The sequence below is a fragment of the Ruegeria sp. E1 genome (genome assembly GCF_056534225.1).
In genome coordinates this window covers 83750-104857 of record NZ_JBQFPE010000011.1, presented here as the reverse complement: position 1 = coordinate 104857, position 21108 = coordinate 83750, and the positions used below count along the sequence as shown (strand labels likewise).

General features: G+C 58.9%; 21 protein-coding genes. 15 read left to right on the top strand and 6 right to left on the bottom strand.

The features are described 5' to 3' along the window. Nucleotides 1-22: 22 nt before the first annotated feature. From ACR0FG_RS14880 to ACR0FG_RS14865, 4 genes are all read left to right on the top strand, one after another. Nucleotides 23-1351 (top strand): amidase, encoded by a 1329-nt coding sequence (locus tag ACR0FG_RS14880; protein WP_480893775.1) that lies wholly within the window; start codon nucleotides 23-25, stop codon nucleotides 1349-1351. A 108-nt stretch (nucleotides 1352-1459) separates the two neighbouring features. After that, nucleotides 1460-2641: an aminotransferase class I/II-fold pyridoxal phosphate-dependent enzyme gene (locus ACR0FG_RS14875; RefSeq protein WP_480893773.1), complete on the top strand. Its 1182-nt coding sequence runs from the start codon at nucleotides 1460-1462 to the stop codon at nucleotides 2639-2641. A 14-nt stretch (nucleotides 2642-2655) separates the two neighbouring features. Then, entirely contained in the window at nucleotides 2656-5556 is a 2901-nt protein-coding gene (locus ACR0FG_RS14870; RefSeq protein ID WP_480893772.1) for a DNA translocase FtsK, read from the top strand. 39 nt (nucleotides 5557-5595) lie between these two features. Next, nucleotides 5596-6192 carry a LolA family protein gene (locus tag ACR0FG_RS14865; RefSeq protein ID WP_480893770.1) on the top strand — a complete coding sequence of 199 codons (597 nt, stop codon included), beginning with the start codon at nucleotides 5596-5598 and terminating at the stop codon, nucleotides 6190-6192. Nucleotides 6193-6203: 11 nt separating this feature from the next. Here ACR0FG_RS14865 and ACR0FG_RS14860 read toward each other — a convergent pair whose 3' ends face one another. Both ACR0FG_RS14860 and ACR0FG_RS14855 read right to left on the bottom strand, forming a co-directional pair. Then, entirely contained in the window at nucleotides 6204-6785 is a 582-nt protein-coding gene (locus ACR0FG_RS14860; RefSeq protein ID WP_170714385.1) for a transglycosylase SLT domain-containing protein, read from the bottom strand. Nucleotides 6786-6846: 61 nt separating this feature from the next. Further along, nucleotides 6847-7728: an AEC family transporter gene (locus ACR0FG_RS14855; protein WP_480893769.1), complete on the bottom strand. Its 882-nt coding sequence runs from the start codon at nucleotides 7726-7728 to the stop codon at nucleotides 6847-6849. An 80-nt stretch (nucleotides 7729-7808) separates the two neighbouring features. On the opposite strand from ACR0FG_RS14855, the gene hspQ reads away from it, so the two are divergent. Beyond that, nucleotides 7809-8135: a heat shock protein HspQ gene (gene hspQ, locus ACR0FG_RS14850; RefSeq protein ID WP_170714393.1), complete on the top strand. Its 327-nt coding sequence runs from the start codon at nucleotides 7809-7811 to the stop codon at nucleotides 8133-8135. 25 nt (nucleotides 8136-8160) lie between these two features. On the opposite strand, the gene ACR0FG_RS14845 is transcribed toward hspQ, so the two are convergent. The 3 genes from ACR0FG_RS14845 to ACR0FG_RS14835 all read right to left on the bottom strand — a co-directional run bounded on the left by ACR0FG_RS14845 (nucleotide 8161) and on the right by ACR0FG_RS14835 (nucleotide 10769). Beyond that, a complete protein-coding gene (locus tag ACR0FG_RS14845) occupies nucleotides 8161-9738 on the bottom strand; it encodes a gamma-glutamyltransferase family protein (RefSeq protein WP_480893768.1) in 1578 nt (525 codons plus the stop codon). A 220-nt stretch (nucleotides 9739-9958) separates the two neighbouring features. Next, nucleotides 9959-10486 carry an ATP-binding protein gene (locus ACR0FG_RS14840; RefSeq protein ID WP_480893766.1) on the bottom strand — a complete coding sequence of 176 codons (528 nt, stop codon included), beginning with the start codon at nucleotides 10484-10486 and terminating at the stop codon, nucleotides 9959-9961. Beyond that, nucleotides 10431-10769, bottom strand: a complete 339-nt coding sequence (locus ACR0FG_RS14835; RefSeq protein WP_480893764.1) for an STAS domain-containing protein — start codon at nucleotides 10767-10769, stop codon at nucleotides 10431-10433. The genes ACR0FG_RS14840 and ACR0FG_RS14835 overlap by 56 nt, the downstream gene beginning before the upstream one ends. 102 nt (nucleotides 10770-10871) lie before the next feature. On the opposite strand from ACR0FG_RS14835, the gene ACR0FG_RS14830 reads away from it, so the two are divergent. The 3 genes from ACR0FG_RS14830 (at nucleotide 10872) to ACR0FG_RS14820 (ending at nucleotide 13595) form a co-directional block, all read left to right on the top strand. Further along, on the top strand, nucleotides 10872-12044 hold the full coding sequence (locus ACR0FG_RS14830) for a thiolase family protein (protein ID WP_480893763.1): 1173 nt from the start codon (nucleotides 10872-10874) through the stop codon (nucleotides 12042-12044). A 93-nt stretch (nucleotides 12045-12137) separates the two neighbouring features. Then, nucleotides 12138-12593: a GAF domain-containing protein gene (locus tag ACR0FG_RS14825; protein ID WP_170714410.1), complete on the top strand. Its 456-nt coding sequence runs from the start codon at nucleotides 12138-12140 to the stop codon at nucleotides 12591-12593. Between the two features lie 84 nt (nucleotides 12594-12677). Further along, nucleotides 12678-13595 carry a homocysteine S-methyltransferase family protein gene (locus ACR0FG_RS14820; RefSeq protein ID WP_480893762.1) on the top strand — a complete coding sequence of 306 codons (918 nt, stop codon included), beginning with the start codon at nucleotides 12678-12680 and terminating at the stop codon, nucleotides 13593-13595. 27 nt (nucleotides 13596-13622) lie between these two features. On the opposite strand, the gene ACR0FG_RS14815 is transcribed toward ACR0FG_RS14820, so the two are convergent. After that, nucleotides 13623-13976, bottom strand: coding sequence for a DUF1294 domain-containing protein (locus ACR0FG_RS14815; protein WP_480893761.1), 354 nt, complete (start codon nucleotides 13974-13976; stop codon nucleotides 13623-13625). A 57-nt stretch (nucleotides 13977-14033) separates the two neighbouring features. Here ACR0FG_RS14815 and ACR0FG_RS14810 point away from each other — a divergent pair, with 57 nt between their 5' ends. From ACR0FG_RS14810 to ACR0FG_RS14780, 7 genes are read left to right on the top strand one after another with little or no spacing between them, the layout of a single operon-like run. Further along, nucleotides 14034-14603: an XRE family transcriptional regulator gene (locus ACR0FG_RS14810; RefSeq protein WP_170714414.1), complete on the top strand. Its 570-nt coding sequence runs from the start codon at nucleotides 14034-14036 to the stop codon at nucleotides 14601-14603. After that, nucleotides 14603-15226: a LysE family translocator gene (locus ACR0FG_RS14805; protein ID WP_480893760.1), complete on the top strand. Its 624-nt coding sequence runs from the start codon at nucleotides 14603-14605 to the stop codon at nucleotides 15224-15226. The genes ACR0FG_RS14810 and ACR0FG_RS14805 overlap by 1 nt, the downstream gene beginning before the upstream one ends. Before the next feature lie 4 nt (nucleotides 15227-15230). After that, entirely contained in the window at nucleotides 15231-15611 is a 381-nt protein-coding gene (locus tag ACR0FG_RS14800; protein ID WP_480893759.1) for a GFA family protein, read from the top strand. Nucleotides 15612-15626: 15 nt separating this feature from the next. Further along, nucleotides 15627-18074 (top strand): GcvT family protein, encoded by a 2448-nt coding sequence (locus ACR0FG_RS14795; protein ID WP_480893757.1) that lies wholly within the window; start codon nucleotides 15627-15629, stop codon nucleotides 18072-18074. 2 nt (nucleotides 18075-18076) lie between these two features. After that, entirely contained in the window at nucleotides 18077-19129 is a 1053-nt protein-coding gene (locus tag ACR0FG_RS14790) for an alcohol dehydrogenase family protein (protein WP_480893755.1), read from the top strand. Nucleotides 19130-19141: 12 nt separating this feature from the next. Continuing rightward, nucleotides 19142-20035, top strand: a complete 894-nt coding sequence (locus ACR0FG_RS14785) for a homocysteine S-methyltransferase family protein (RefSeq protein WP_480893753.1) — start codon at nucleotides 19142-19144, stop codon at nucleotides 20033-20035. Between the two features lie 9 nt (nucleotides 20036-20044). Beyond that, on the top strand, nucleotides 20045-21028 hold the full coding sequence (locus tag ACR0FG_RS14780; protein WP_480893752.1) for a GlxA family transcriptional regulator: 984 nt from the start codon (nucleotides 20045-20047) through the stop codon (nucleotides 21026-21028). Nucleotides 21029-21108: the final 80 nt, after the last annotated feature.

Sequence of the window (21108 nt, the reverse complement as noted above, 5' to 3'; positions counted from 1 at the left end):
GGTAAATGTCAGGAGGTAGGGGATGCAGGACTGGTTGACCATGACGGCATGTGATCTGGGTCGCGGGATTGGCATGGGTCAGATCGATCCGGTGGACCTGACCGAAACCTACCTGACTGCAATCGACGCACACCCGCATCGCGACGCAATTTATTCGCAAGTGACCCATGATCGGGCGCGGGCCGAGGCCAGAGCGGCACAAGATCGCGTCAAGCTGGGTCTGCGCCGGTCCTTGCTGGACGGCGTGCCGATCAGTTGGAAAGACCTATTCGATACCGCCGGGATCGCGACCGAGGCAGGCTCGGCCCTGCTGAAAGGTCGCGTGCCCGAAGCCGATGCGCAGGTTGTACGAAATGCCACAGCCATGGGCACGGTCTGTCTGGGCAAAACGCATATGAGCGAACTGGCATTCTCGGGCCTTGGTCTGAACCCGATCACCGCCACGCCGCCTTGTGTACATGATAAGGCCGCAGTGCCTGGCGGGTCATCCTCGGGCGCTGGCGCCTCGGTCGCCTGGGGCCTTGCGGCCTGTGGTATCGGGTCGGATACCGGCGGATCAGTTCGCATTCCTGCCGCGTGGAATGATCTGGTTGGGCTCAAGACAACGTCCGGCCGGTTGAGCCTTGAAGGCGTGGTACCACTGTGTCTTCGGTTCGATACGGTTGGTCCGCTTGCGCGTTCGGTTGAGGATGCCGCGCAAATGCTGGCGCTGCTTGAAGGCAGTTCGGTACCCGATCTGCGGGGTGCGTCATTGAAAGGTCGCCGTTTTGCGGATTTGCAGAACGTCGCCAAAGATGATCTGCGTGATGAGCCGGGGAAAGCCTATTCCGATGCTTTGGCAAAGCTGAAGGACGCCGGGGCCGAGATCGTGCCATTGGAAGTGCCGGAATTGACCGACGCGATGAGTCTGACGGGTGTTTTATACACGACCGAAGCCTATGGGTTGTGGCGCGATGTGATCGAGGCGAACCCCGAGGCGATGTATCCCGAGATTTTAGAGCGATTCCGCATGGGCAAATCGTTTTCCGGCCCGGATTATGTGGCGGCGTGGTCGAAACTCAAGGCGTGTCGCAACGCATGGGATGCGGCGACCTCAGGTTTTGATGCGGTCCTCGCCCCGACCGCGCCAATTTTGCCACCCAATCTGGAGCGGCTGATGAATGATCATGACTACTACGTCACCGAGAATCTGCTGGCCTTGCGCAACACCCGGATCGGCAATCTGATGGGGCTGGCGGCGCTGACTCTGCCGACTGGCACGCCAAGTTGCGGCTTGATGATGTTAGGCTATCCGGGCTCGGAAGAGGCGCTGCTGAGGCTTGGCTCTGCCGCCGAATCCGCGTTGGCCTGAATGCCACAATCCCCTGATTCGGAACCTCTTTGTCTGGACGAAGCGGGCCCTCACCTGTAATCTGACAAAAAACGGGGCGAAAACGATCCCGGCATTGAGGCAGTTGTTATGAATTTCCCCGAGCGGTTTTCGGACCTACCGGCATATGCATTCCCGCGTCTGCGCGCCCTGTTGGATCATCATCAGCCGGGCGGTGATGTTATTCACATGACGATTGGCGCCCCCACCCATGATTTTCCGGCATGGGTCACGGATGTGATCATGGAAAACGCGGCGGGGTTTCAGGGGTATCCGCCCAACGAGGGCTCGGACGCGCTGCGGGGGGCGATTACCGATTGGATCGGGCGGCGCTACGGCGTGACGATGGATCCTGAAACAAATGTCATGGCGCTGAACGGCACGCGCGAGGGGCTGTATAACGCTGCCATGGCGCTGTGTCCCGAGCAGAAGAATGGCCAGCAGCCAATCGTTCTGTGCCCAAATCCGTTTTATCAGGTCTATATGGTCGCCTCGATTTCGGTCGGTGCACAGCCCTATTTTGTGCCTGCAACCGCAGCGACCGGCCATCTGCCCGACTATGCGGGCCTGCCTGAGGACGTGCTGAACCGCACCGCCGTGGCCTATATCTGCTCGCCCGCAAACCCGCAGGGCGCGGTTGCGTCGCGGGACTATTGGGCCGAGCTGATCCGTCTGGCTGAAAAATACGATTTTCGGATTTTTGCGGACGAGTGTTATTCGGAAATCTACCGCGACACAGCCCCGGTTGGCGTTTTGACTGTTGCGCAGGAACTGGGCGCTGATCCAGAACGGATCACTCTGTTCAACTCGCTGTCGAAACGGTCAAACCTGGCCGGATTGCGGTCTGGCCTGATTGCTGGAGGCCCCGAGACAATCAAGCACGTCAAAAAGCTGCGCACTTATGCAGGGGCGCCGTTGCCGCTGCCGCTACAGGCCGCTGCCGCCAAGGTCTGGGCGGATGAGGAGCACGTGCGCGAAAACCGCGCGCTTTATCAGGAAAAATACGCCATCGCCGACGAGGTGTTCGCCGGGGTGCAGGGTTACATGTCGCCCGAGGCCGGGTTTTTCCTGTGGCTGCCGGTGGAAAACGGCGAGGAAACAGCATTGAAAGTCTGGCAGGACACCGGGGTTCGGGTCTTGCCGGGCGCATATCTTTCACAAGGTGATCCGGGGCAAAACCCGGGCGAATCCTTTATCCGGGTTGCGTTAGTGGCCCCAAAAACAGAGTTGCGGCGCGGGCTGATTACGCTGCGCGACTGCATCTATTCGTGAGGTACGAGGGCAAAATGGCATCTTTGAACGCGCGTAACCGCGATCCGTTACTGGATAGCACGACCCAGGCCGCAATTGAGCGGCGCAGTAAAGAACTGATCGGGATCGCCTTGATCCTGCTTGGTCTGGCCGCTGCGGCGATGATCTGGTCCTACACGCCGGATGATCCAAACTGGATGGTGTCGACCGATGCGCCGGTGCAGAACTGGATGGGCCGCGTTGGGGCTTCGATCGCCGCACCTCTGTTCATGATCGTCGGATGGGGCAGTTGGGGCGTGGCGCTGGTGCTGATGGGCTGGGGCGTGCGGTTCACCGGACATTTCTCGGAAGAACGCGCCATCGCCAGACTGATCTTTGCGCCGATCTGGATTGCCATCGTCTCTGTCTATGCTGCAACGCTGGTCCCGGATGAGGCTTGGCGCGCGACGCATAGCTATGGGCTGGGTGGCCTGTTCGGCGATACAGTCATGGGCGCGTTGTTGACGCTTTTGCCGATCTCGTCTCATTTCATGGTCAAGTTGATGTCTTTGGCCATGGCTGTTGGCATGTTGGCGCTGGGCGTGTTCGTGCTTGGGTTCACGAAGGCCGATGTCAAACGCGGTTTCCGTGCCTTCCTGCTGGGGCTGGTGATGTCCTACGACATGTTGATGAATGTGCTTGGCCGGGGTGCTTCGGCAACGGCACAGGCCGCAAAAGATCGTCACGCACAATGGGCTGAACGCAAAGCAGAGCGCGTCGAGCCGGCGCAGGCCGAGTTTGACGATGATCTGGCTTATGCTGATCCGATCTTTGAAGAACCAATGATTGATGCGCCAGAGCCCGCACAAAAAACCGGCCTGCTTGCGCGGATGCCGTCACTGATCCGCCGTCCCGATCCGATGCCAGAGCCCGAGCTGGTCTCACCGGAACCGGTGCAGGGTTTTGATGAAATGCCGGGTGAGGATCGCATTCGTTCAAAGATTTCCGCCGCTGTACGCAACCGCAAGGTTGCTACTGGCGAGATGGCACCCGAGCATGATCCGAACCTGCCACTGACCAAGGGTCGTGGCCGTGGCCCGGACCCTCTTATTCTGAATTCGGGCGGCGTTGGTGAATTGCCACCCGAACCTGCGCTGACCGCCGCAGACGACCTGCCGCCCGAGCCGCCGATGACCGCAGCCGCAGTTACGCATTGGCAGGACGCACAGGATCACGGTTTGATGGTTGAGCCGGATTATGACGATGCGGACGTTTTCGAAGATGAACCCGCACCGGCAATGCAACCACGTCAGGCGGTGAAAATTCCCGTCGCCGAGCCGCGCAAACCAGTTGTCGCGCAACCCGTTCGACGTACGCCTCCACCCTCGCGCCGGGCGCAGGCCGAAGCGCAGCCGGCGCTTTCCTTTGAGGAAAAGCATTCTGACTTTGAACTGCCACCGCTTGGGCTTCTATCTAATCCGGCCAGCATTCAGCGCCATCATCTGAGCGATGAGGCGCTGGAAGAAAACGCGCGGATGCTGGAAAACGTGCTGGACGACTATGGCGTCAAGGGAGAGATCGTCAGTGTCCGCCCGGGCCCTGTTGTCACCATGTACGAACTGGAACCGGCCCCGGGTCTGAAAGCCAGCCGCGTGATCGGTCTGGCTGACGACATCGCGCGGTCGATGTCGGCGCTTTCGGCTCGTGTTTCGACATTGCCGGGGCGCTCGGTGATCGGGATCGAATTGCCGAATGAGAATCGCGAGATGGTCGTTCTGCGCGAAATCCTGGCCAGCCGTGATTTTGGCGATGGAAATCACGCGCTGCCACTGGCGTTGGGCAAGGATATCGGCGGTGAGTCCGTTGTGGCGAACCTCGCGAAAATGCCCCACCTGCTGATCGCCGGTACGACTGGTTCCGGTAAGTCGGTGGCGATCAACACGATGATCCTGTCACTGCTGTACAAGCTGTCGCCAGACGAATGCCGCCTGATCATGATCGACCCCAAGATGCTGGAACTATCCGTCTATGACGGCATCCCGCATCTCCTGTCCCCCGTTGTGACCGACCCCAAAAAAGCGGTTGTCGCTCTGAAATGGGTCGTGGGCGAGATGGAGGATCGCTATCGCAAGATGTCCAAGATGGGCGTGCGCAACATCGCGGGCTACAATGGCCGCGTGAAAGATGCACTGGCCAAGGGCGAGATGTTCAGCCGCACCGTGCAAACCGGGTTTGACGATGAAACCGGTGAGCCGATGTTCGAGACGGAAGAATTCGCACCCGAGTCGATGCCCTATATCGTTGTCATCGTCGACGAGATGGCCGACCTGATGATGGTCGCGGGCAAGGAGATCGAAGCCTGTATCCAGCGTCTGGCACAGATGGCGCGGGCATCGGGCATTCACCTGATCATGGCCACACAGCGGCCTTCGGTCGATGTGATCACCGGTACGATCAAGGCGAACTTCCCGACCCGGATCTCGTTCCAGGTGACGTCCAAAGTCGACAGCCGCACCATTCTGGGCGAGATGGGCGCCGAGCAATTGCTGGGGCAGGGCGACATGCTGTACATGGCGGGTGGCGCCAAGATCACCCGGTGCCATGGCCCGTTTGTCTCGGATGAAGAGGTCGAAGAAATCGTCAACCACCTGAAACAGTTCGGCCCACCGGACTATATGAGCGGCGTGGTTGATGGCCCGGCCGAGGAAAAGGCTGATAATATCGACGCTGTTCTGGGTCTGAACACGGGCGGCAACACGAACGGAGAAGACGCCCTTTACGATCAGGCGGTGGCGATTGTGATCAAGGATCGCAAATGCTCGACCTCATACATCCAGCGAAAACTTGCCATCGGCTATAACAAAGCCGCGCGTCTGGTCGAGCAGATGGAGGACGAAGGCGTTGTTTCCGGGGCAAATCATGTCGGCAAACGCGAAATCCTCGTCCCCGAGCAGTAGGATATTTAATAACAAGGGCAGAAGGCTTATCTGGGACGTATGAAACAGATTGCTTTTGCCCTTGCTTTGACACTGGCCGCGCCTGCGGCCTGGGCGGCCGATAAGTTGCCGCTGTCGCAGATATCCAACTATCTGAACCAGATGAAAACGGTTCAGACCACATTCACGCAGATCAATGACGATGGATCGATGGACACCGGAAAGCTCTGGCTTGAGCGCCCCGGAAAGATGCGGTTCGAGTATGATGCGCCCAATGATGCGGTGGTTCTGGCCCGGTCCGGTTCGGTTCTGATCTATGATGCAAAATCCAACCAACCGCCCGAGCAATACCCACTAAGGCGTACGCCCTTGTCACTGGTACTGGCCCGCAACGTTAATCTGGGACAGGCCAATATGGTTGTTGGGCACGACTTCGACGGCACCTCGACGGTCGTTACCGCTCAGGATCCTAAAAACCCGGATAGCGGTCGGATTGAACTGATGTTCACCAGCAACCCCATCGAACTGCGCAAATGGGTCATCCACGATAATGCCGGATCTCAGACAACGGTCTTGCTTGGCCCGCTCGCAGAAGGCGGCCGCTTGGACCAAAGCCTGTTCTCGGACGGTAAGAAACGCGGATCAGACGATCGCTGATCCGCGTGGTTTCAGTAACGGCAACCCGCGAGTTGAGCCTGATAAAGCTGCGCGCGTGCGTCCACGTCACCGGCGACGTTCAGCAGCCATGACTTGCGGTTGTGGCTGCCACGAGCGTAACCGGTGTGGCCTTCGTGGTAAGCCAGATACTGGTTGCGCGTATCGGTTGGGTGGATGCCGTTACGTTCGTAGGTCTTGTTCATATACCAGCCGATAAAGTCAGACGCGTCACGGATGCGGTCCCGTTTCGCGCGGCGCTTTCCGGTTTCGCGCTGATACTCTTTCCAGGTGCCGTCCAATGCCTGGCTGTACCCATAGGCGCTGCTTTGGCGGCCCATCGGAATGACGCCCAGCACGTATTTATGCGGCGTGCGCGCGTCGTGCTTGTACCGGCTTTCCTGGTAGATCGTCGCCATCTGAACGTGAACAGGGACGCCCCATTTCCGCTCAGTCTTTTGGAAGGCTTTGATATAATCCGGCTTTTCGCGCGCAATACTGCACGCGTCATTCAATCTGCTGGGCGGTTGCTTTGACCCCCCGCCACAGGATGCCAAAAGCAGCACCCCGAAGAGTACGAAAAGAATTCTGCTCATGTGCCTCGTGCCTTTTTTTCTTTATTCTAGCGCAGATTGAGCCTTTAGGAAATCACAATCGTTACAGAATAATAGCTAGAATTGCAGGCAAAGCGGCCACAGACAGCAGCGTTGACACCATAACCATGCCTGCGACCGCATCCGCATCTGCCTTGAACCGTTCGGCCAGCAGGTACGAAGTGACGGCAACCGGCGTACAGGCTTGCAAAACCAACACGCCGAAAGCCACCGGTTCAAGGGCAAAGACCAACGCCAGCACCCATCCTAGGCCGAAACACACGATCAGTTTGAGAACCGACAACCAGACCGCCTGACGCAGCTTGCGTGTTGTCAGCCGCGCAATCGCGACGCCCACCGTGATCAGCATCAGGGGCACCGCCATTTGGCCCAGCAACTCGAGCGTGTTGGTTACAAATACCGGTGTCTGCCATCCCCGCCACAGAAACAGCGCCCCCAATAATGTCGCCCAGACCATCGGCTCGCGCAGAACCTTGCCAAAGGCGCCGCGACCGGCGACAAGATAGATGCCATAAGTAAAGGAAAACAGGGCGGTAACGGCCAGAAAAATGACGGCGTAACCCAGCCCGGCTTGACCAAAGGCGAAGATGCAAAGCGGTAGGCCCAGATTGCCGGTATTGCCAAAAATCAGCGGTGACAGGTATGTGCGACGTTCCAGCCCGCTGATGCGAACAAAGACCCAGAACACGGCGGCCAGCGCGACGTGAACCGCAATTGACGCAAGCGTGAATCGGGTCAGATCCCCACCGGGGATTTCGGTCTGCATCAGCGCCACAAAAATCAGGCTGGGTACCGCCAGCGTGACGCCAAGCCGTGTTACAAACTCAAGCCTGTATTCAAAACCCAGTTTGACCCAAACATACCCGATCCCGGCCAAAAGAAAGACCGGGGCCGCGATTTCAAACACTGTCGTTAAGAGGTTCACAGACTGTTTCCCGGATTTTCAGTTCAACGATTGGCATTTCGGCCCGGAAAGATGTAGTAATACGTTTGGGGGCCGAAACAATGCTAAAGACACAAGCCAAGTACCGCCTGGGTCAGGTGGTTCGACATCGCAGACATCCCTTTCGAGGGGTGATTTTTGACGTGGATCCGGAATTTTCGAACTCCGAGGAATGGTATCAGGCCATCCCCGAGGATAGCCGTCCGGTCAAGGATCAGCCGTTTTATCACTTGCTGGCCGAGAATGACCAATCCTTCTATGTTGCTTATGTTTCAGAACAAAATCTGGTTGAGGACCAGTCGGGTGAGCCCGTGGACCACCCAGACATCCCCAACATGTTCGGCCCGTTTCAGGATGGATCCTACCCGCTGCATTTTCAGCTGAACTAAACTGACGAAACCTTTGACCGGACCGTCAGTATCCCAACGCACAACCATCTTTACGGGGATCGCTTGCCCCCTCCAGAACACCATCGTGACGGATTCGAATGGCCTGCGCGCCGCCCAGTGGGGTGGGCGGTGTTTCAACAGTGTGCCCCATTTCCGATAATTGTTGCCTGACGTCGTCCGAGTAACCTCGTTCGACTTTCAGCACTCCGCCATCCGCAAAGGCTCGGGGGGCGTCAATGCTGTGTTGCAGGTCGACGCCAAAATCTGTGAGATTCGACAAAAATCGCGCGTGTCCTGTTGGTTGGTAGGCCCCGCCCATTACGCCAAACGGCATCACAACGCGCCCGTTTTGGCGCAGCATACCGGGAATGATTGTGTGCATGGGCCGCTTGCCACCCGCCAATTCGTTCGGGTGCCCCTGTTCCAACGTAAATCCGGCGCCTCGGTTTTGCAGAAGTATTCCGAACTTCTCGGATGCTATGCCCGAGCCGAAACCGTGAAAGATCGAATAGATCATGGAAACGGCCATCCGATCCCGATCAACAACCGTGATGTAGACGGTGTCCTTGTGGATGGCCTCGGTCAATGGCGCTGCCGCTGGCATGGCCCGGTTCGGATCGATCAGCGCGGCAAGGCGCTCGGCGATTTCGGGGCTTAAGAATTGTTCTGTCCGGGCCATGTGATCCGGGTCAGCAATAAAGCGATTACGCGCATCATAGGCCAGCTTGGACGCCTCGGCCTCAATATGCACACGCTCGGCGCCCCAAGGATCCATCGCAGCGATGTCGAAATGTTTTAGGATATTCAGTAACAGCAACGCCGTTGCACCCTGACCGTTAGGCGGATGCTCCAACAGCTCAAGGCCGCCATAGTTCACGCCAATCGGCTGAGTTTCATCATACTTGACAGCCGCAAAGTCTTCGAGGGTATGCACGCCGCCGAATGCGGTCAAAGAATCCACCATATCCTGTGCAATCTCGCCCGAATAAAATGCGTCGCGACCGTCCCTGGCGATGCGGCGCAAGACTTCGGCTTGCTTGGGCGCGCGAAATATCTGGCCTATTTCGGGAACATTGCCATTCAGCAGGTAGTGTTTGCGCGCAGCACCCTGCAAAGTAGCCTGACCATTGGCCCAATCAAACGCAACGCGGGCGGCCACCGGAACGCCAGTTTCGGCATAGTGGATTGCAGGCTGCAGAATTGCGTCCAACCCTAGCCGTCCTTCGGTCTGTGCAAGATGGTAAAACGCGTCAATCGCCCCGGGGACCGTCACCGCATCCGCGCTTGTCAGTGGAATGGCGTTCAGCCCTTTGCTCCGAAGGCTTCCGGCATCCGCACTCGCCGGGGCACGACCCGAGCCATTCAGGGCATGAACCTCATCCCCTCCGGCGCGGTTGAAAAGAACAAAGCAATCGCCGCCGATTCCGGTCATCTGCGGTTCGCAAATGCCCAGCAGAACCGCCCCTGCAATCGCCGCATCCATGGCGTTGCCGCCGCGCGCAAGAATATCCAGCGCCGTCTTTGCCGCCAGCGGGTGCGACGTGGCGCACATCCCATCGGTCGCCAGCACTTCGGACCGGCCCTGTTGCTGAAAATCGCGCATAGAGTATTCCCTGTTTCAGACAGGCAGACACTAAGGCGGCGTCTCCATTTGTCCAATAACATCGGTCTGAAGGAAGGGAGGTCCTCGACGCCGTTCACTGGGTGGGGGCTGTGACATAGGGCGCCGAGGAGAAGCTATCTGAGCTACACCCTATGTTTGACGGGGATTTGCGGCGCGACAATGATGCGATCGGGGCATTATTGTGGCCATTTAGTGCTCGTTACCGCGGGTCGGCGAAATTGAACCAAAGCCGCAGGCAGTTGTGCCCATCCTGCTTTTCATACCGAACTTTGCTGGCCAATTGCAGAATCAGGAACCAGCCGAATCCACCTTCGGGCAGATCCTGGCGCGGCGTTTCGATTGAGGGCGGGGACCCGTCCGGCGGTTCCAAACCCGGCATCGGTTTGCCCGTATCCAAGATTTGCACTTCCAGCGCCTCCTTGCAAATGCGGCAATGGATCTGCACTTTTTCGCGCTTCACGCCGGCATAGGCATGTTCGACTACGTTGTTGATCGCCTCGGCCAGCGCGATCTTGATATCACCGGCGCGGCTTGCCGGCACGCCGCTGTCGATCAATTGCTGGCTGAGCACGGCAATACCGTGACTTGCCGCCACCTCGCTGGCCGGAAAGCTCAGGTCAACGCAGTCCTGCTGGCAGTACCGGGGCATGCTCATCCACTCCCGGCAGGCGTCAGTTCGAACCTGTTGAAATCGCGTCGTCCAGAGACCCGAATAATCGGAAAACACTATCCATGCGCGTCAGACGAAAGACCTTTTCGACGACGGGATGCAACCCCGCCAGATCCAGCCGGCGGCCATCGCCCAGCTGCTTCATCGATGCGACGATGGCCCCAAGCCCGCTCGAATCAATAAACTCCACCAACGACAGATCCAGAATAACCCGTGCGGCGTCATTTTCGGTGGCTGTACGCATATCTACTTTGAATTGAATCGCCATCGCGGCATCAATCCGGTCACACTGAACCGTGATGATCTGGGCTTCGTCGGTCATATTGCTGCTGAGCGCCATAGTCAGCCGTCCTCCGATCCGGGAAAAGCATCGTAGAAATACGCTAGACGACAATTCTTACCATTCGGTATCCAAGAGAGGAAAACGCACGGGAGGCGCAATATGAAACAGGTTGTGATCGCAGGGGCTGCCCGCACGCCGATGGGCGGGTTTCAGGGTATGTTCGATGGCGTTACTGCCGCAGAACTGGGCGGAACCGCGATTCGCGCGGCGTTGCAAGGTGCGGGGGCCGATACGGTGGATGAGGTGCTGATGGGCTGTGTCCTGCCCGCCGGTCAGGGGCAGGCCCCGGCGAGACAAGCCGGGTTTGCCGCCGGACTGTCCGAGGATGTGCCCGCGACGACGCTGAACAAGATGTGCGGCTCGGGGATGAAGACTGCGATGATGGCGTTCGACCAGATCGCATTAGGCCACGCGGATACCATGGTCGCAGGCGGGATGGAGAGCATGACCAACGCGCCCTATCTTTTGCCAAAGATGCGCGGCGGCGCACGCATCGGCCACGGTCAGGTTGTTGATCACATGTTCCTCGACGGGCTCGAAGACGCCTATGACAGGGGCCGCCTGATGGGCACCTTCGCCGAGGATTGCGCCGAAACCTACCAATTCACGCGCGAGGCTCAGGATGAATACGCCCTGACATCCCTGTCGAACGCGCTGGCCGCACAGGACAGCGGCGCGTTCGCCGATGAGATCACCCCGGTCACGGTCCGAACCCGCAAGGGAGAGGTCATTCAGGAGGCCGACGAACAGCCCAAATCCGCCCGGCCCGAGAAAATTCCGACCCTGAAACCCGCCTTCCGAAAGGACGGTACGGTGACGGCAGCCAATGCCTCGTCGATTTCTGATGGTGCCGCCGCGCTGGTCCTCGCCTCAGCCGACGCCGCCCAGGCGCAGGGCCTGACCATCCGTGCCCGCATCCTGGGCCACGCCAGCCACGCGCAGGCCCCGGGCCTGTTCACCACCGCGCCTGTCCCGGCGGCACAGAAACTGCTGGCGCGAATCGGCTGGAGCAAAGACGACGTGGATCTGTGGGAGGTCAACGAGGCCTTTGCCGTTGTCCCGATGGCCTTCATGCAGGAAATGGGCCTGCCCCGCGAAAAAGTGAATGTAAACGGCGGCGCCTGCGCGTTGGGCCACCCGATCGGCGCATCAGGGGCGCGGATCATAGTCACCCTGCTGAACGCGCTGGAGAAACGAAACCTTAAACGGGGCGTTGCCGCAATCTGCATCGGCGGCGGCGAGGGCACGGCCATCGCCTTAGAACGTGTTTGACCCTTCATCTTTTTCCAAATACTCCGGGGGTGAATTGAGCCTGCGGCTCAAGAGGGGGCAGCGTCCCCTTGGACCCAGCACAAAGCACGATCCATGACGGCCGATTACGAAACACTCGCCAAAACCATCGCCGCGCTGACCGAAGGTGAAACCGATGCAGTTGCCTTGATGGCAACGATCACCTGCGAGGTGCACCATTCAGACGACCGGTTCAACTGGACCGGGTTCTATCGTGTGACCGAACCAGGGCTGTTGAAAATCGGCCCGTATCAAGGTGGTCACGGCTGCCTTGTGATCCCGTTCGAACGCGGCGTCTGTGGCGCCGCCGCCCGAACCGGAGAAGTTCAGCTTGTCCCGGATGTGGACGCTTTCCCGGGCCACATCGCCTGCGCATCCTCTACCCGGTCGGAACTTGTGCTACCAGTCAGAAATGCCACAGGTCAGGTCATTGCGGTCTTTGACATCGACAGCGATCAGCCGGATGCATTTACGGAAGAAGACGCGGCGCAACTGGGTGCTATTCTGGCGCAAGTGTTTTCCAACCTATAGAGTCGCGGCAACCAGCCCTCCGATTTTGTGGACGCTCCGATCATTGCTATCATTGGCCAACGTTGATGATCGAGGGGCGTAGATATGGCAAAGAAACTCCCACATGAGACTGACAGTAAATTTCTTGTCTACGCAGGCACAGGTACGGACCTGATCTTCAACCACGGGGTCGAGCTTCCGGGGTTTGCCTCGTTTCCGCTGTTGGAAAACCCTGAAACCCGGGCAATTCTGGCGCAGCAAATGCGTGATCTTGTTGAACTGTCTGCGGATATGGGGTTGGGATGCATTCTGGACGCACCAACCTGGATGGCAAATGCAGATCGGGCGGCCCCGTTGGGCTACGATGCCGAGCGTCTGCGTGTGGTCAACAAGGACGGTGTTGCCCTGATGGAAGAGGTACGGCAAGGCTCGGACCGGGACGATGTGTTGGTATCTGCCTGCATAGGTCCAAGATACGATCCCTATGCCGACGTTCCTCCCATTTCTGTCGGGCAGGCGCGCGCATATCACTCTGCGCAGCTTTCGGCCCTGAAAGAAACCAGTGTCGATCTGGTGACGGGCTATACATTCAACCGCACAGGTGAAGCGGCGGGCTGTATTCTGGCGTCGCAGGACATTGGGTTGCCGATCATCATGTCGCTGGTGGTCGAAACCGATGGTTGTCTGGCTGACGGGACACCCCTAATCGATGCAATAGATCAGATCGAAGTGCAAACAGACGGCGCAGCGCTGTTCTACATGGTCAATTGCGCCCACCCGACCCACTTTGCCGATGCGATCAAGGCGCATCCAAGGCTCAAAGGTGTTGTTGCAAACGCGTCAAGCTGCTCGCACGCCGAGCTGGATGAGGCCGAGGAACTTGACGATGGCGATCCGGTCCAACTTGGTCAAGAGATTGCCGCCGCGATGCGGGACAACCCATCCATTCAGGTCTTTGGCGGCTGTTGCGGCACGGATATGCGTCACCTGAAGCAAATGGCGCTTGAGGTGCTTTCAAAATAGCCGGGCGCTTTGATCAATTGACGAGTGTCACGCTTGAGGCAAAAGCCATCGGGTGACATCCTCGGACAGAAGAAAATAGCAGACACCTGCCTGAGCGCCCAAAATACACAGCAACCAGAACGTAAAACGCCGTTTGCGTGTTTTGTGACCGAATATCCACCGCCCGACCAGCGCTGCGGGACTTCCGCCCAGGACTGCGAACCATAGCAAAGTACGCTCGCGCACCCGTTTGCGTCTGCGGCGTGCACGCAGCTTGTCCCAGCCAAAGGCCAGCAATGTCAGGGCGTTGATTGCCCACAGATAAGCCACCGCGATCCACATGGGCGCGGCATATCCAAAAGCGGGCTTAGGACCAAGTGAAAAAACGCTTGGAATTTTCACCGATTCGCCCCATCGTGAAAATCAGAGGTAAAATTTCACGAAACGTCGGAGCTTCCGTTGAACTCTCAGGCCCCCAACAGCGCGACGCTTGGTGCCGATATCCGGGCCCTTCGCAAGGCGCGCGGATTGACGCTGGTTGAGATTGCGGCACGGCTGAATCGCTCGGTCGGGTGGTTCAGTCAGGTCGAACGGGACATGTCCGACCCATCGATCTCGGACCTGCGCCAGATTGCAGAGTGTCTGGGTGTGCCGATGTCGATGCTGTTTGCCCATTCCGCCGCACCAGTTGAAGAACAGGGCTATATCGTCCGGTCCGGCACACGCCGCCCGATGGGCTCGGACAAGGAAGGGCTGATCGAAGAACTGCTTTCGCCCGACCTGACGGATGATTTCGAGATGGTACATTCCACATTCGAGCCGCAGTCCAGAATGCAGACCCCGGCCAACCGGCCAACTCAGGAAGTGGGCTTTATGGTTTCGGGCCGCCTTGATCTGACGATCGGCACGCAGAAGTTCACTGTCGCAGAGGGCGACAGTTTCCGCATCAAGCATGAACCTTATCACTGGGCCAACCCTTATGATGAGCCCGCCGTGGCCATCTGGGTCATCGCCCCGCCGGTCTACTGATGAGTTTCGAGACTTGGACCATATTCGCGCTGTTCTGGGTGGTGTTTGTCACCACGCCCGGGCCGAACGCGGTCAATTGTATTTCAAACGGGATGAGCCTGCCGTTTGCCAAGGCGATGCTGGGCGTGCTGGCGATCCTGACACAGGCCAGCGGGTTTCTGATCCTGTCGGCGCTGGGCGTGACGGCGCTGATCGCGGCCTCACCCACCGGGTTTTTCATCGCCAAGCTGGTCGGGGCAGGGTTTCTGATCTGGGTTGGTGTTCGCGGCTGGATGAATGCTTCGAAACCCGCGCCCGCCTCGGAACGACCTGCTCGGCATGTCTATCTGCACGCGCTGGTGGTGGCGACGATCAACCCCAAAAGCGTTGCGGGATACCTCGCCGCGTTTTCGCAATTCGTGCAGCCCGACGTGCCGATCTGGCAGCAGATGTCGGTCATCATGCCGACTGCACTGATCATCACAACGCTCAGCTATACGGGCTTCACTCTGCTAGGCGCGCTGATGGGTAAAGCGGCGCTGGGGGCTGTGTTCAACAAATGGGTCCGCCGCATCATGGCGGCCTGTTTCATCATTTATGGCGTGTTACTGGGCACCAGTACTGCGCCTGCAGCAAAGGGGTAATGACATGCACAAAGGATCCTGCCTGTGCGGCAAGGTCGCGTTCACTATTGCCGGAGACCTCACCCCGCCCAATGCCTGCCATTGCGGTCAATGTCGCAAGCAGTCGGGGCATCTGTGGGCATCCAGCGTGACGCATCAGGACAACCTCAGCTTTACTGCCGACGAGACGCTGCGCTGGTATTGCGCCTCGGACATTGCCAAGCGCGGCTTTTGCAGCGCCTGCGGCTCATTCCTGTTCTGGCAGCACAATGATGAGGATACGATCGCCGTTTCGGTTGGGTCACTGGACGAACCCACCGGGCTTGGGCTCGCCCAGCACATCTTTGTCGCCGACAAGGGCGACTATTACGACATTCAGGACGATCTGCCCCAACGGGCACACTAACAGGGAACCAAGCGCATGAGTGACTTTCCAACCAAGGCCCGTGTGGTCATCATCGGCGGCGGCGTTGTCGGCTGCTCGTCGCTTTATCATCTGGCCAAAAAGGGCTGGACCGACTGCGTTCTGCTGGAAAAGAACGAGCTGACAGCCGGGTCCACCTGGCACGCGGCGGGCAACGTGCCGACATTTTCGACCTCATGGGCGATCATGAACATGCAGCGCTATTCGACCGAGCTGTATTCGCGCCTTGCGGATGAGGTCGATTACCCGATGAACTATCACGTCTCGGGCTCGATCCGTCTGGCGCACAGCAAGGAACGGATGCAGGAGTTTCAGCGCGCTATGGCGATGGGCCGCTATCAGGGCATCCCGATGGAGATGTGGACGCCCGAACAGGCCAAGGAACGCTATCCGTTCCTCGAAACCCATGATCTTGAGGGTGTGTTGTACGACCCGACTGATGGAGATATCGACCCGGCTCAGTTGACGCAGGCCTTGGCAAAAGGCGCGCGAGATCTGGGGCAGAAGATCATCCGCTTCTGCCCGGCGACGGGTGTGACCCAGCAGGACGATGGCACGTGGATCGTTCACACGGATAAGGGCAACATTGCCTGTGATTATGTGGTCAACGCTGCCGGCTACTACGCGCAGCGTGTGGGTGAAATGTTCAAACCCTACGGTGGGCGCACCGTGCCGGCCATGGTCATGAGCCACCAGTACTTGCTGACCGACGAAATCCCCGAGGTCGAAGCATGGTCGAAGGAAAACGGCGGCAAGCTGCCTCTGCTGCGCGACGTGGATGTTTCCTATTATCTTCGGCAGGAGAAGAACGGGTTCAACCTTGGTCCCTATGAACCCAACTGCAAGGGCCATTGGATGACCGAAGACGATCTAATGCCCGAGGACTTCAGCTTCCAGCTGTGGAATGACGATCTGGACCGGATAGAGGACATCGTCACCGACGCGATGGAGCGGGTGCCGCTGATGGCGACCTCGGGCGTGGGGCGCGTGATCAACGGCCCGATCCCTTATGCGCCGGATGGTCTGCCTCTGATCGGCCCGATGCCCGGTGTGAAAAACGCGTTCGAGGCGCACAGTTTTACCTTTGGCATCGCGCAGGGCGGCGGGGCTGGCAAGGTGCTGGCCGAATGGATCGTCGATGGCGCGACCGAATGGGACATGTGGGCCGTCGATCCGCGTCGTTACACCGATTACACCGATCAGGACTACTGCAACCAGAAGGGCATGGAGGTTTATGGCAACGAATACGCCATGCATTTCCCGCACCACGAATGGCCCGCCGCCCGCGACAAGAAAGTCTCACCCGTTCACGCCAAAATCAAGGAAATGGGCGGTGTCATGGGGGCCTATAACGGCTGGGAACGCGCCAATTGGTTCGCGCAGCCGGGCGACGATACCTCGCTTGAGGCCACGCATACATGGGGTCGCTCCGGCCCGTGGGAGCAGCGGATCAAAGAAGAATGCGAGGCGGTGCGCGATCACTGCGGCGTGCTGGACCTGCCGGGGTTTTCGCGCTTTGAGGTCAAGGGCGAGGGCGCGGCCGAGGCTCTGCGCGGGCTGATCACTGGCGGCCTGCCTAAGGTGGGGCGGATCAATCTGGTTTATATCTCGGATGACCGGGGTCGCATCCTGACCGAAATGTCCTGCATCCGTCTGGGCGAGGACGAATTCGTCATGATCACCGCCGCCACCGCGCAATGGCATGACCGCGACATCCTTTTGGCCGCGATGCCCGCAAGCGTCAGCGTCGAGGATGTCACCACCACCCGCGATACGCTGATCGTCACCGGCCCGAAATCGCGCGACATCCTGTCGGGCCTGTCGGATGCGGACCTGTCCAGCGGCTGGCTAACCCATCAGTCCGCCACTGTCGCAGGTCAACCCGTTTTCTTGATCCGCGTCTCTTTCGCGGGTGAGCTGGGCTGGGAGGTGCATGCCCTGAACGACCATATGCCCGCCATCTATGACGCGATCCTCGAAGCAGGCGCCAAGCCATTCGGCATGTACGCCTTGAATTCGCTGCGCATCGAAAAGGGCTATCGCGCGTGGAAGGGCGATCTGTCGACCGATTACTCGCTGCTTGAAGGTGGGCTGGAACGGTTCGTTAAACTGGACAAGCCACAGGATTTCCCGGGCAAACCCGCGATCCAGAACGAAAAGCAGCAGGGTATCAAAAAAGCCTTTGCCACACTGGTTGTCGAGGCGGGTGACGCCGACGCGCCCTATATGTCCTGCATCTGGCATGGCGATCAGATTGTGGGCGAGACCACCTCGGGCGCCTGGGGCTATCGGGTGGGCAAGTCCATTGCCTTGGGCATGGTCCGCCCCGAACTGGCCGTAGTGGGAACCGCGCTTGAGGTCGAGATTTACGGGCAGAAATACCCGGCGGTGGTTCAAGAAGATCAACCCCTTTGGGATCCTGAAAACACACGGCTGCGGGCGTGACCATGTCTGTCCCAAGCGTCATGCAAGGTGTCTATCTGACCCACCACGGTGGGCCAGAGGCGCTGCAGTGGCGCGAGGATATCCCAGTGCCGCGGCCCGGACCCGGTCAGGTTCTGGTTCGGGTTGCAGCCGCCGGGGTGAACAACACCGATATCAACACGCGGATCGGCTGGTATTCGCCGGACGTGACCGGGGCCACCGATGCGGTCGATCAGAAGGTCGAGGCCGGAGGTTGGGGCGGTGCCCTGCAGTTCCCGCGCATTCAGGGTGGCGATCTGTGCGGGATCGTCGAAATTGCGGGGCCTGAAACCGGCTTTGCCCAAGGCCAGCGCGTGACCTGTCCGATCAACCTGCCGCGCCCGCGCCCGGGCAATCCACAGGGGTTTATCGCGCTGGGGTCCGAGATCGACGGCGCTTTTGCGCAATATTGTCTGGTTCAGGCGGATGATCTCTATGACATAACGCGGTCTCCGCTGTCGGATATCGAAATCGCCGCCATCCCTTGTGCCTTTGGCACCGCCGAGAACCTGTTGACCCGTGCTGGGGTTACGGCCGGACATAAGGTGTTGATCACGGGTGCCTCTGGCGGGGTGGGACTTGCCGCCGTGCAACTGGCCGCTCTGCGTGGTGCAACCGTCTGGGGCGTGACCAGTGCGGCCAAGGCCGACGTGGTCAAAGCGCAAGGTGCTGCGGACACCTTTGACCGCAACGCTCCGCTACCCAAGGATAGCGTGGATGTCGTGATCGACATTGTTGGCGGCCCTGCCTGGCCAAACCTGATCGGGGCGCTGAAACCAGGTGGGCACTATGCGGTTTCAGGGGCGATTGCCGGTCCCATAGTGCAGGCTGACCTGCGCGAGATTTATCTGCGTGACATCACAATTCACGGCTGCACATATCAGACGTTTGAGGTATTTGAACGTCTGGTAGAGTTGATAAATGCAGGCCGCATCAAACCTCTGGTTTCGAAGACGTTTCCGCTGCGCGAGATTGCTAAGGCGCAGGAGATGTTCCAATCAAAGGCTCTGCCGGGAAAGATTGTTCTGGTTCCGTAAGGAGATTGGCGCATGGCGGACATTACATTGCTGGACGGCTCGATCGGGCAGGAGCTGGTTATACGCAGTGGTGATAAACCCACTCCGCTATGGTCCACACGGGTGATGATGGATCAGCCTGATCTGGTGGGCGATGTTCATGCTGACTATTTCCACCGGGGTGCGACGATTGCCACAACGAATACCTACGCCATTCACCGTTCGCGGCTGGAACGTGTCGGACTTGAGGATCAGCTGCCCACGCTGATCGACGCTGCCCTGTCGCAGGCCGAGCGGGCGCGGGGCAAGGGACAAGGCCGGATTGCCGGTGCTCTGGGTCCATTGCTCGCGACCTACCGCCCGGATCTGAAACCTGACCCTGATGACGCCGCAGCCAAGTATCGAGAACTGGTGCAGTTGATGGCGGACCGCGTTGATCTGTTTCTGATCGAAACCGTTTCGTCTGTGCTAGAGGCCGAGGGCACGCTGCGCGGTACGGAAAATTGTGGCAAACCCGTCTGGCTGGCGTTGTCTGTCATGGACGATGATGGCACACGCCTGCGGTCGGGCGAGGCGCTAGGCGACATCGCACCGCTGGTCGCGCGTTACGCTCCGCAGGCGTTGCTGATAAACTGCTCGCGCCCCGAAGCGATTCCTGCCGCGCTTGATATCTTGTCACGGTTTGGTCTGCCCTACGGCGCCTATGCCAACGGGTTCACAGGGATCACCGACGGGTTTTTACAGGACGCGCCCACCGTGGATGCGCTGGAACGGCGACAAGATCTTGGCCCCGATGCCTATGCCAAACACGCGTTGGCCTGGGTAGCACAAGGGGCGACCATTGTGGGCGGTTGCTGCGAGGTTGGGCCGGATCATATCCAAGCGATGGCTGAACAGCTGCAGGCCGCTGGGCACAGGATTGTCTAAGGGGACAGTATGCGGGCCGGATCGGCAAACACGGGGACCAAAACCTCTGCCAAACAGCTCCAGTTCGACATACTGGTTGCGCCGGGCTTTGTCCTGCTGGAATTTGCTGCATTGGTCGAGGTTTTGCGTCTGGCAAACCGCGTCTGCCCGCAGCCTCCGTTCAGTTTCACGTATCGCTCGCTTAGGGGTGGGGCTGTTGATAGCAGCAGCAACGCGATGGTTCCGACCGATCCGATCCCGCCCCGGCCAAGCGCGGATTACTTGTTCGTGATCGGCAATTCAGACCCGGATCAGCCCGATCTGTCCCTTGGCCGCATTGTATCGGACTATACCTATAACGGCGCACAGGTATTTCTGCTTGCTGAAGCCGCCAGCCGTTATATCGATGAACAGGGCACGGCTGACATGGCGACGCATTGGGAAAACGCCTCGTTCCTTCGCGAACGCGGTGCCCGGTTCGAGGCCAAGCTGTCGCTGGCAACGGAACAGGGCGCGGTGGTGACCTGCGCCGGGATGGAGGCAACGACCGATGTTGCGCTGGCAGTAATAGGTCGGCACATCTCGGGCCCTGCCAAAATGACGGTGGCGGATATCATGCTGCACGAAAACATCCGGGATTTTTCGTCGCTGCAGCCCTTTTCGGGGTCCAAAAACACGGCCACGGGTGATGCCAAACTGGATCAATGCATCAAGCTGATGCAGGCCAATATCGAAGACCCTTTGCCAATCAATCAGATCGTAGAGGTACTGAACTTGTCCAACCGCTCGCTCGAGCGCAAGTTCAAGGCATTCTTCGGGACAACGCCGAACGGCTTTTACCGAGAAATGCGGTTGGCAAAGGCCAACAACCTGTTGCTCAACACCACAATGAGTGTGCACGAGATCGGTCTGGCCTGCGGTTTCCCGAACGGATTTTCGACGGTCTACAAAAGCTTTTTCGGCATAACGCCTCATGTCTTGCGCCGGCAAAAGCGGCAATCTTCAGAACGGTGATTTTTGCAAAGGCTCTGACGCTTTTGATACATTCTGCGTCGCTTGGTCATGCAAATATGAGCAAAATCTAATCGTTCGGA

What these genes read in the sequence shown, in the direction of transcription:
- ACR0FG_RS14785 (WP_480893753.1), top strand. Translation starts at nt 19,142, where the DNA reads ATGGCGGACATTACATTGCTGGACGGCTCGATCGGGCAGGAGCTGGTT.
- ACR0FG_RS14845 (WP_480893768.1), bottom strand. Translation starts at nt 9,738, where the DNA reads ATGCGCGATTTTCAGCAACAGGGCCGGTCCGAAGTGCTGGCGACCGAT.
- ACR0FG_RS14860 (WP_170714385.1), bottom strand. Translation starts at nt 6,785, where the DNA reads ATGAGCAGAATTCTTTTCGTACTCTTCGGGGTGCTGCTTTTGGCATCC.
- ACR0FG_RS14870 (WP_480893772.1), top strand. Translation starts at nt 2,656, where the DNA reads ATGGCATCTTTGAACGCGCGTAACCGCGATCCGTTACTGGATAGCACG.
- ACR0FG_RS14875 (WP_480893773.1), top strand. Translation starts at nt 1,460, where the DNA reads ATGAATTTCCCCGAGCGGTTTTCGGACCTACCGGCATATGCATTCCCG.
- ACR0FG_RS14780 (WP_480893752.1), top strand. Translation starts at nt 20,045, where the DNA reads ATGCGGGCCGGATCGGCAAACACGGGGACCAAAACCTCTGCCAAACAG.
- ACR0FG_RS14880 (WP_480893775.1), top strand. Translation starts at nt 23, where the DNA reads ATGCAGGACTGGTTGACCATGACGGCATGTGATCTGGGTCGCGGGATT.
- ACR0FG_RS14790 (WP_480893755.1), top strand. Translation starts at nt 18,077, where the DNA reads ATGTCTGTCCCAAGCGTCATGCAAGGTGTCTATCTGACCCACCACGGT.
- ACR0FG_RS14865 (WP_480893770.1), top strand. Translation starts at nt 5,596, where the DNA reads ATGAAACAGATTGCTTTTGCCCTTGCTTTGACACTGGCCGCGCCTGCG.
- ACR0FG_RS14800 (WP_480893759.1), top strand. Translation starts at nt 15,231, where the DNA reads ATGCACAAAGGATCCTGCCTGTGCGGCAAGGTCGCGTTCACTATTGCC.
- hspQ (WP_170714393.1), top strand. Translation starts at nt 7,809, where the DNA reads ATGCTAAAGACACAAGCCAAGTACCGCCTGGGTCAGGTGGTTCGACAT.
- ACR0FG_RS14835 (WP_480893764.1), bottom strand. Translation starts at nt 10,769, where the DNA reads ATGGCGCTCAGCAGCAATATGACCGACGAAGCCCAGATCATCACGGTT.
- ACR0FG_RS14825 (WP_170714410.1), top strand. Translation starts at nt 12,138, where the DNA reads ATGACGGCCGATTACGAAACACTCGCCAAAACCATCGCCGCGCTGACC.
- ACR0FG_RS14830 (WP_480893763.1), top strand. Translation starts at nt 10,872, where the DNA reads ATGAAACAGGTTGTGATCGCAGGGGCTGCCCGCACGCCGATGGGCGGG.
- ACR0FG_RS14795 (WP_480893757.1), top strand. Translation starts at nt 15,627, where the DNA reads ATGAGTGACTTTCCAACCAAGGCCCGTGTGGTCATCATCGGCGGCGGC.
- ACR0FG_RS14820 (WP_480893762.1), top strand. Translation starts at nt 12,678, where the DNA reads ATGGCAAAGAAACTCCCACATGAGACTGACAGTAAATTTCTTGTCTAC.
- ACR0FG_RS14805 (WP_480893760.1), top strand. Translation starts at nt 14,603, where the DNA reads ATGAGTTTCGAGACTTGGACCATATTCGCGCTGTTCTGGGTGGTGTTT.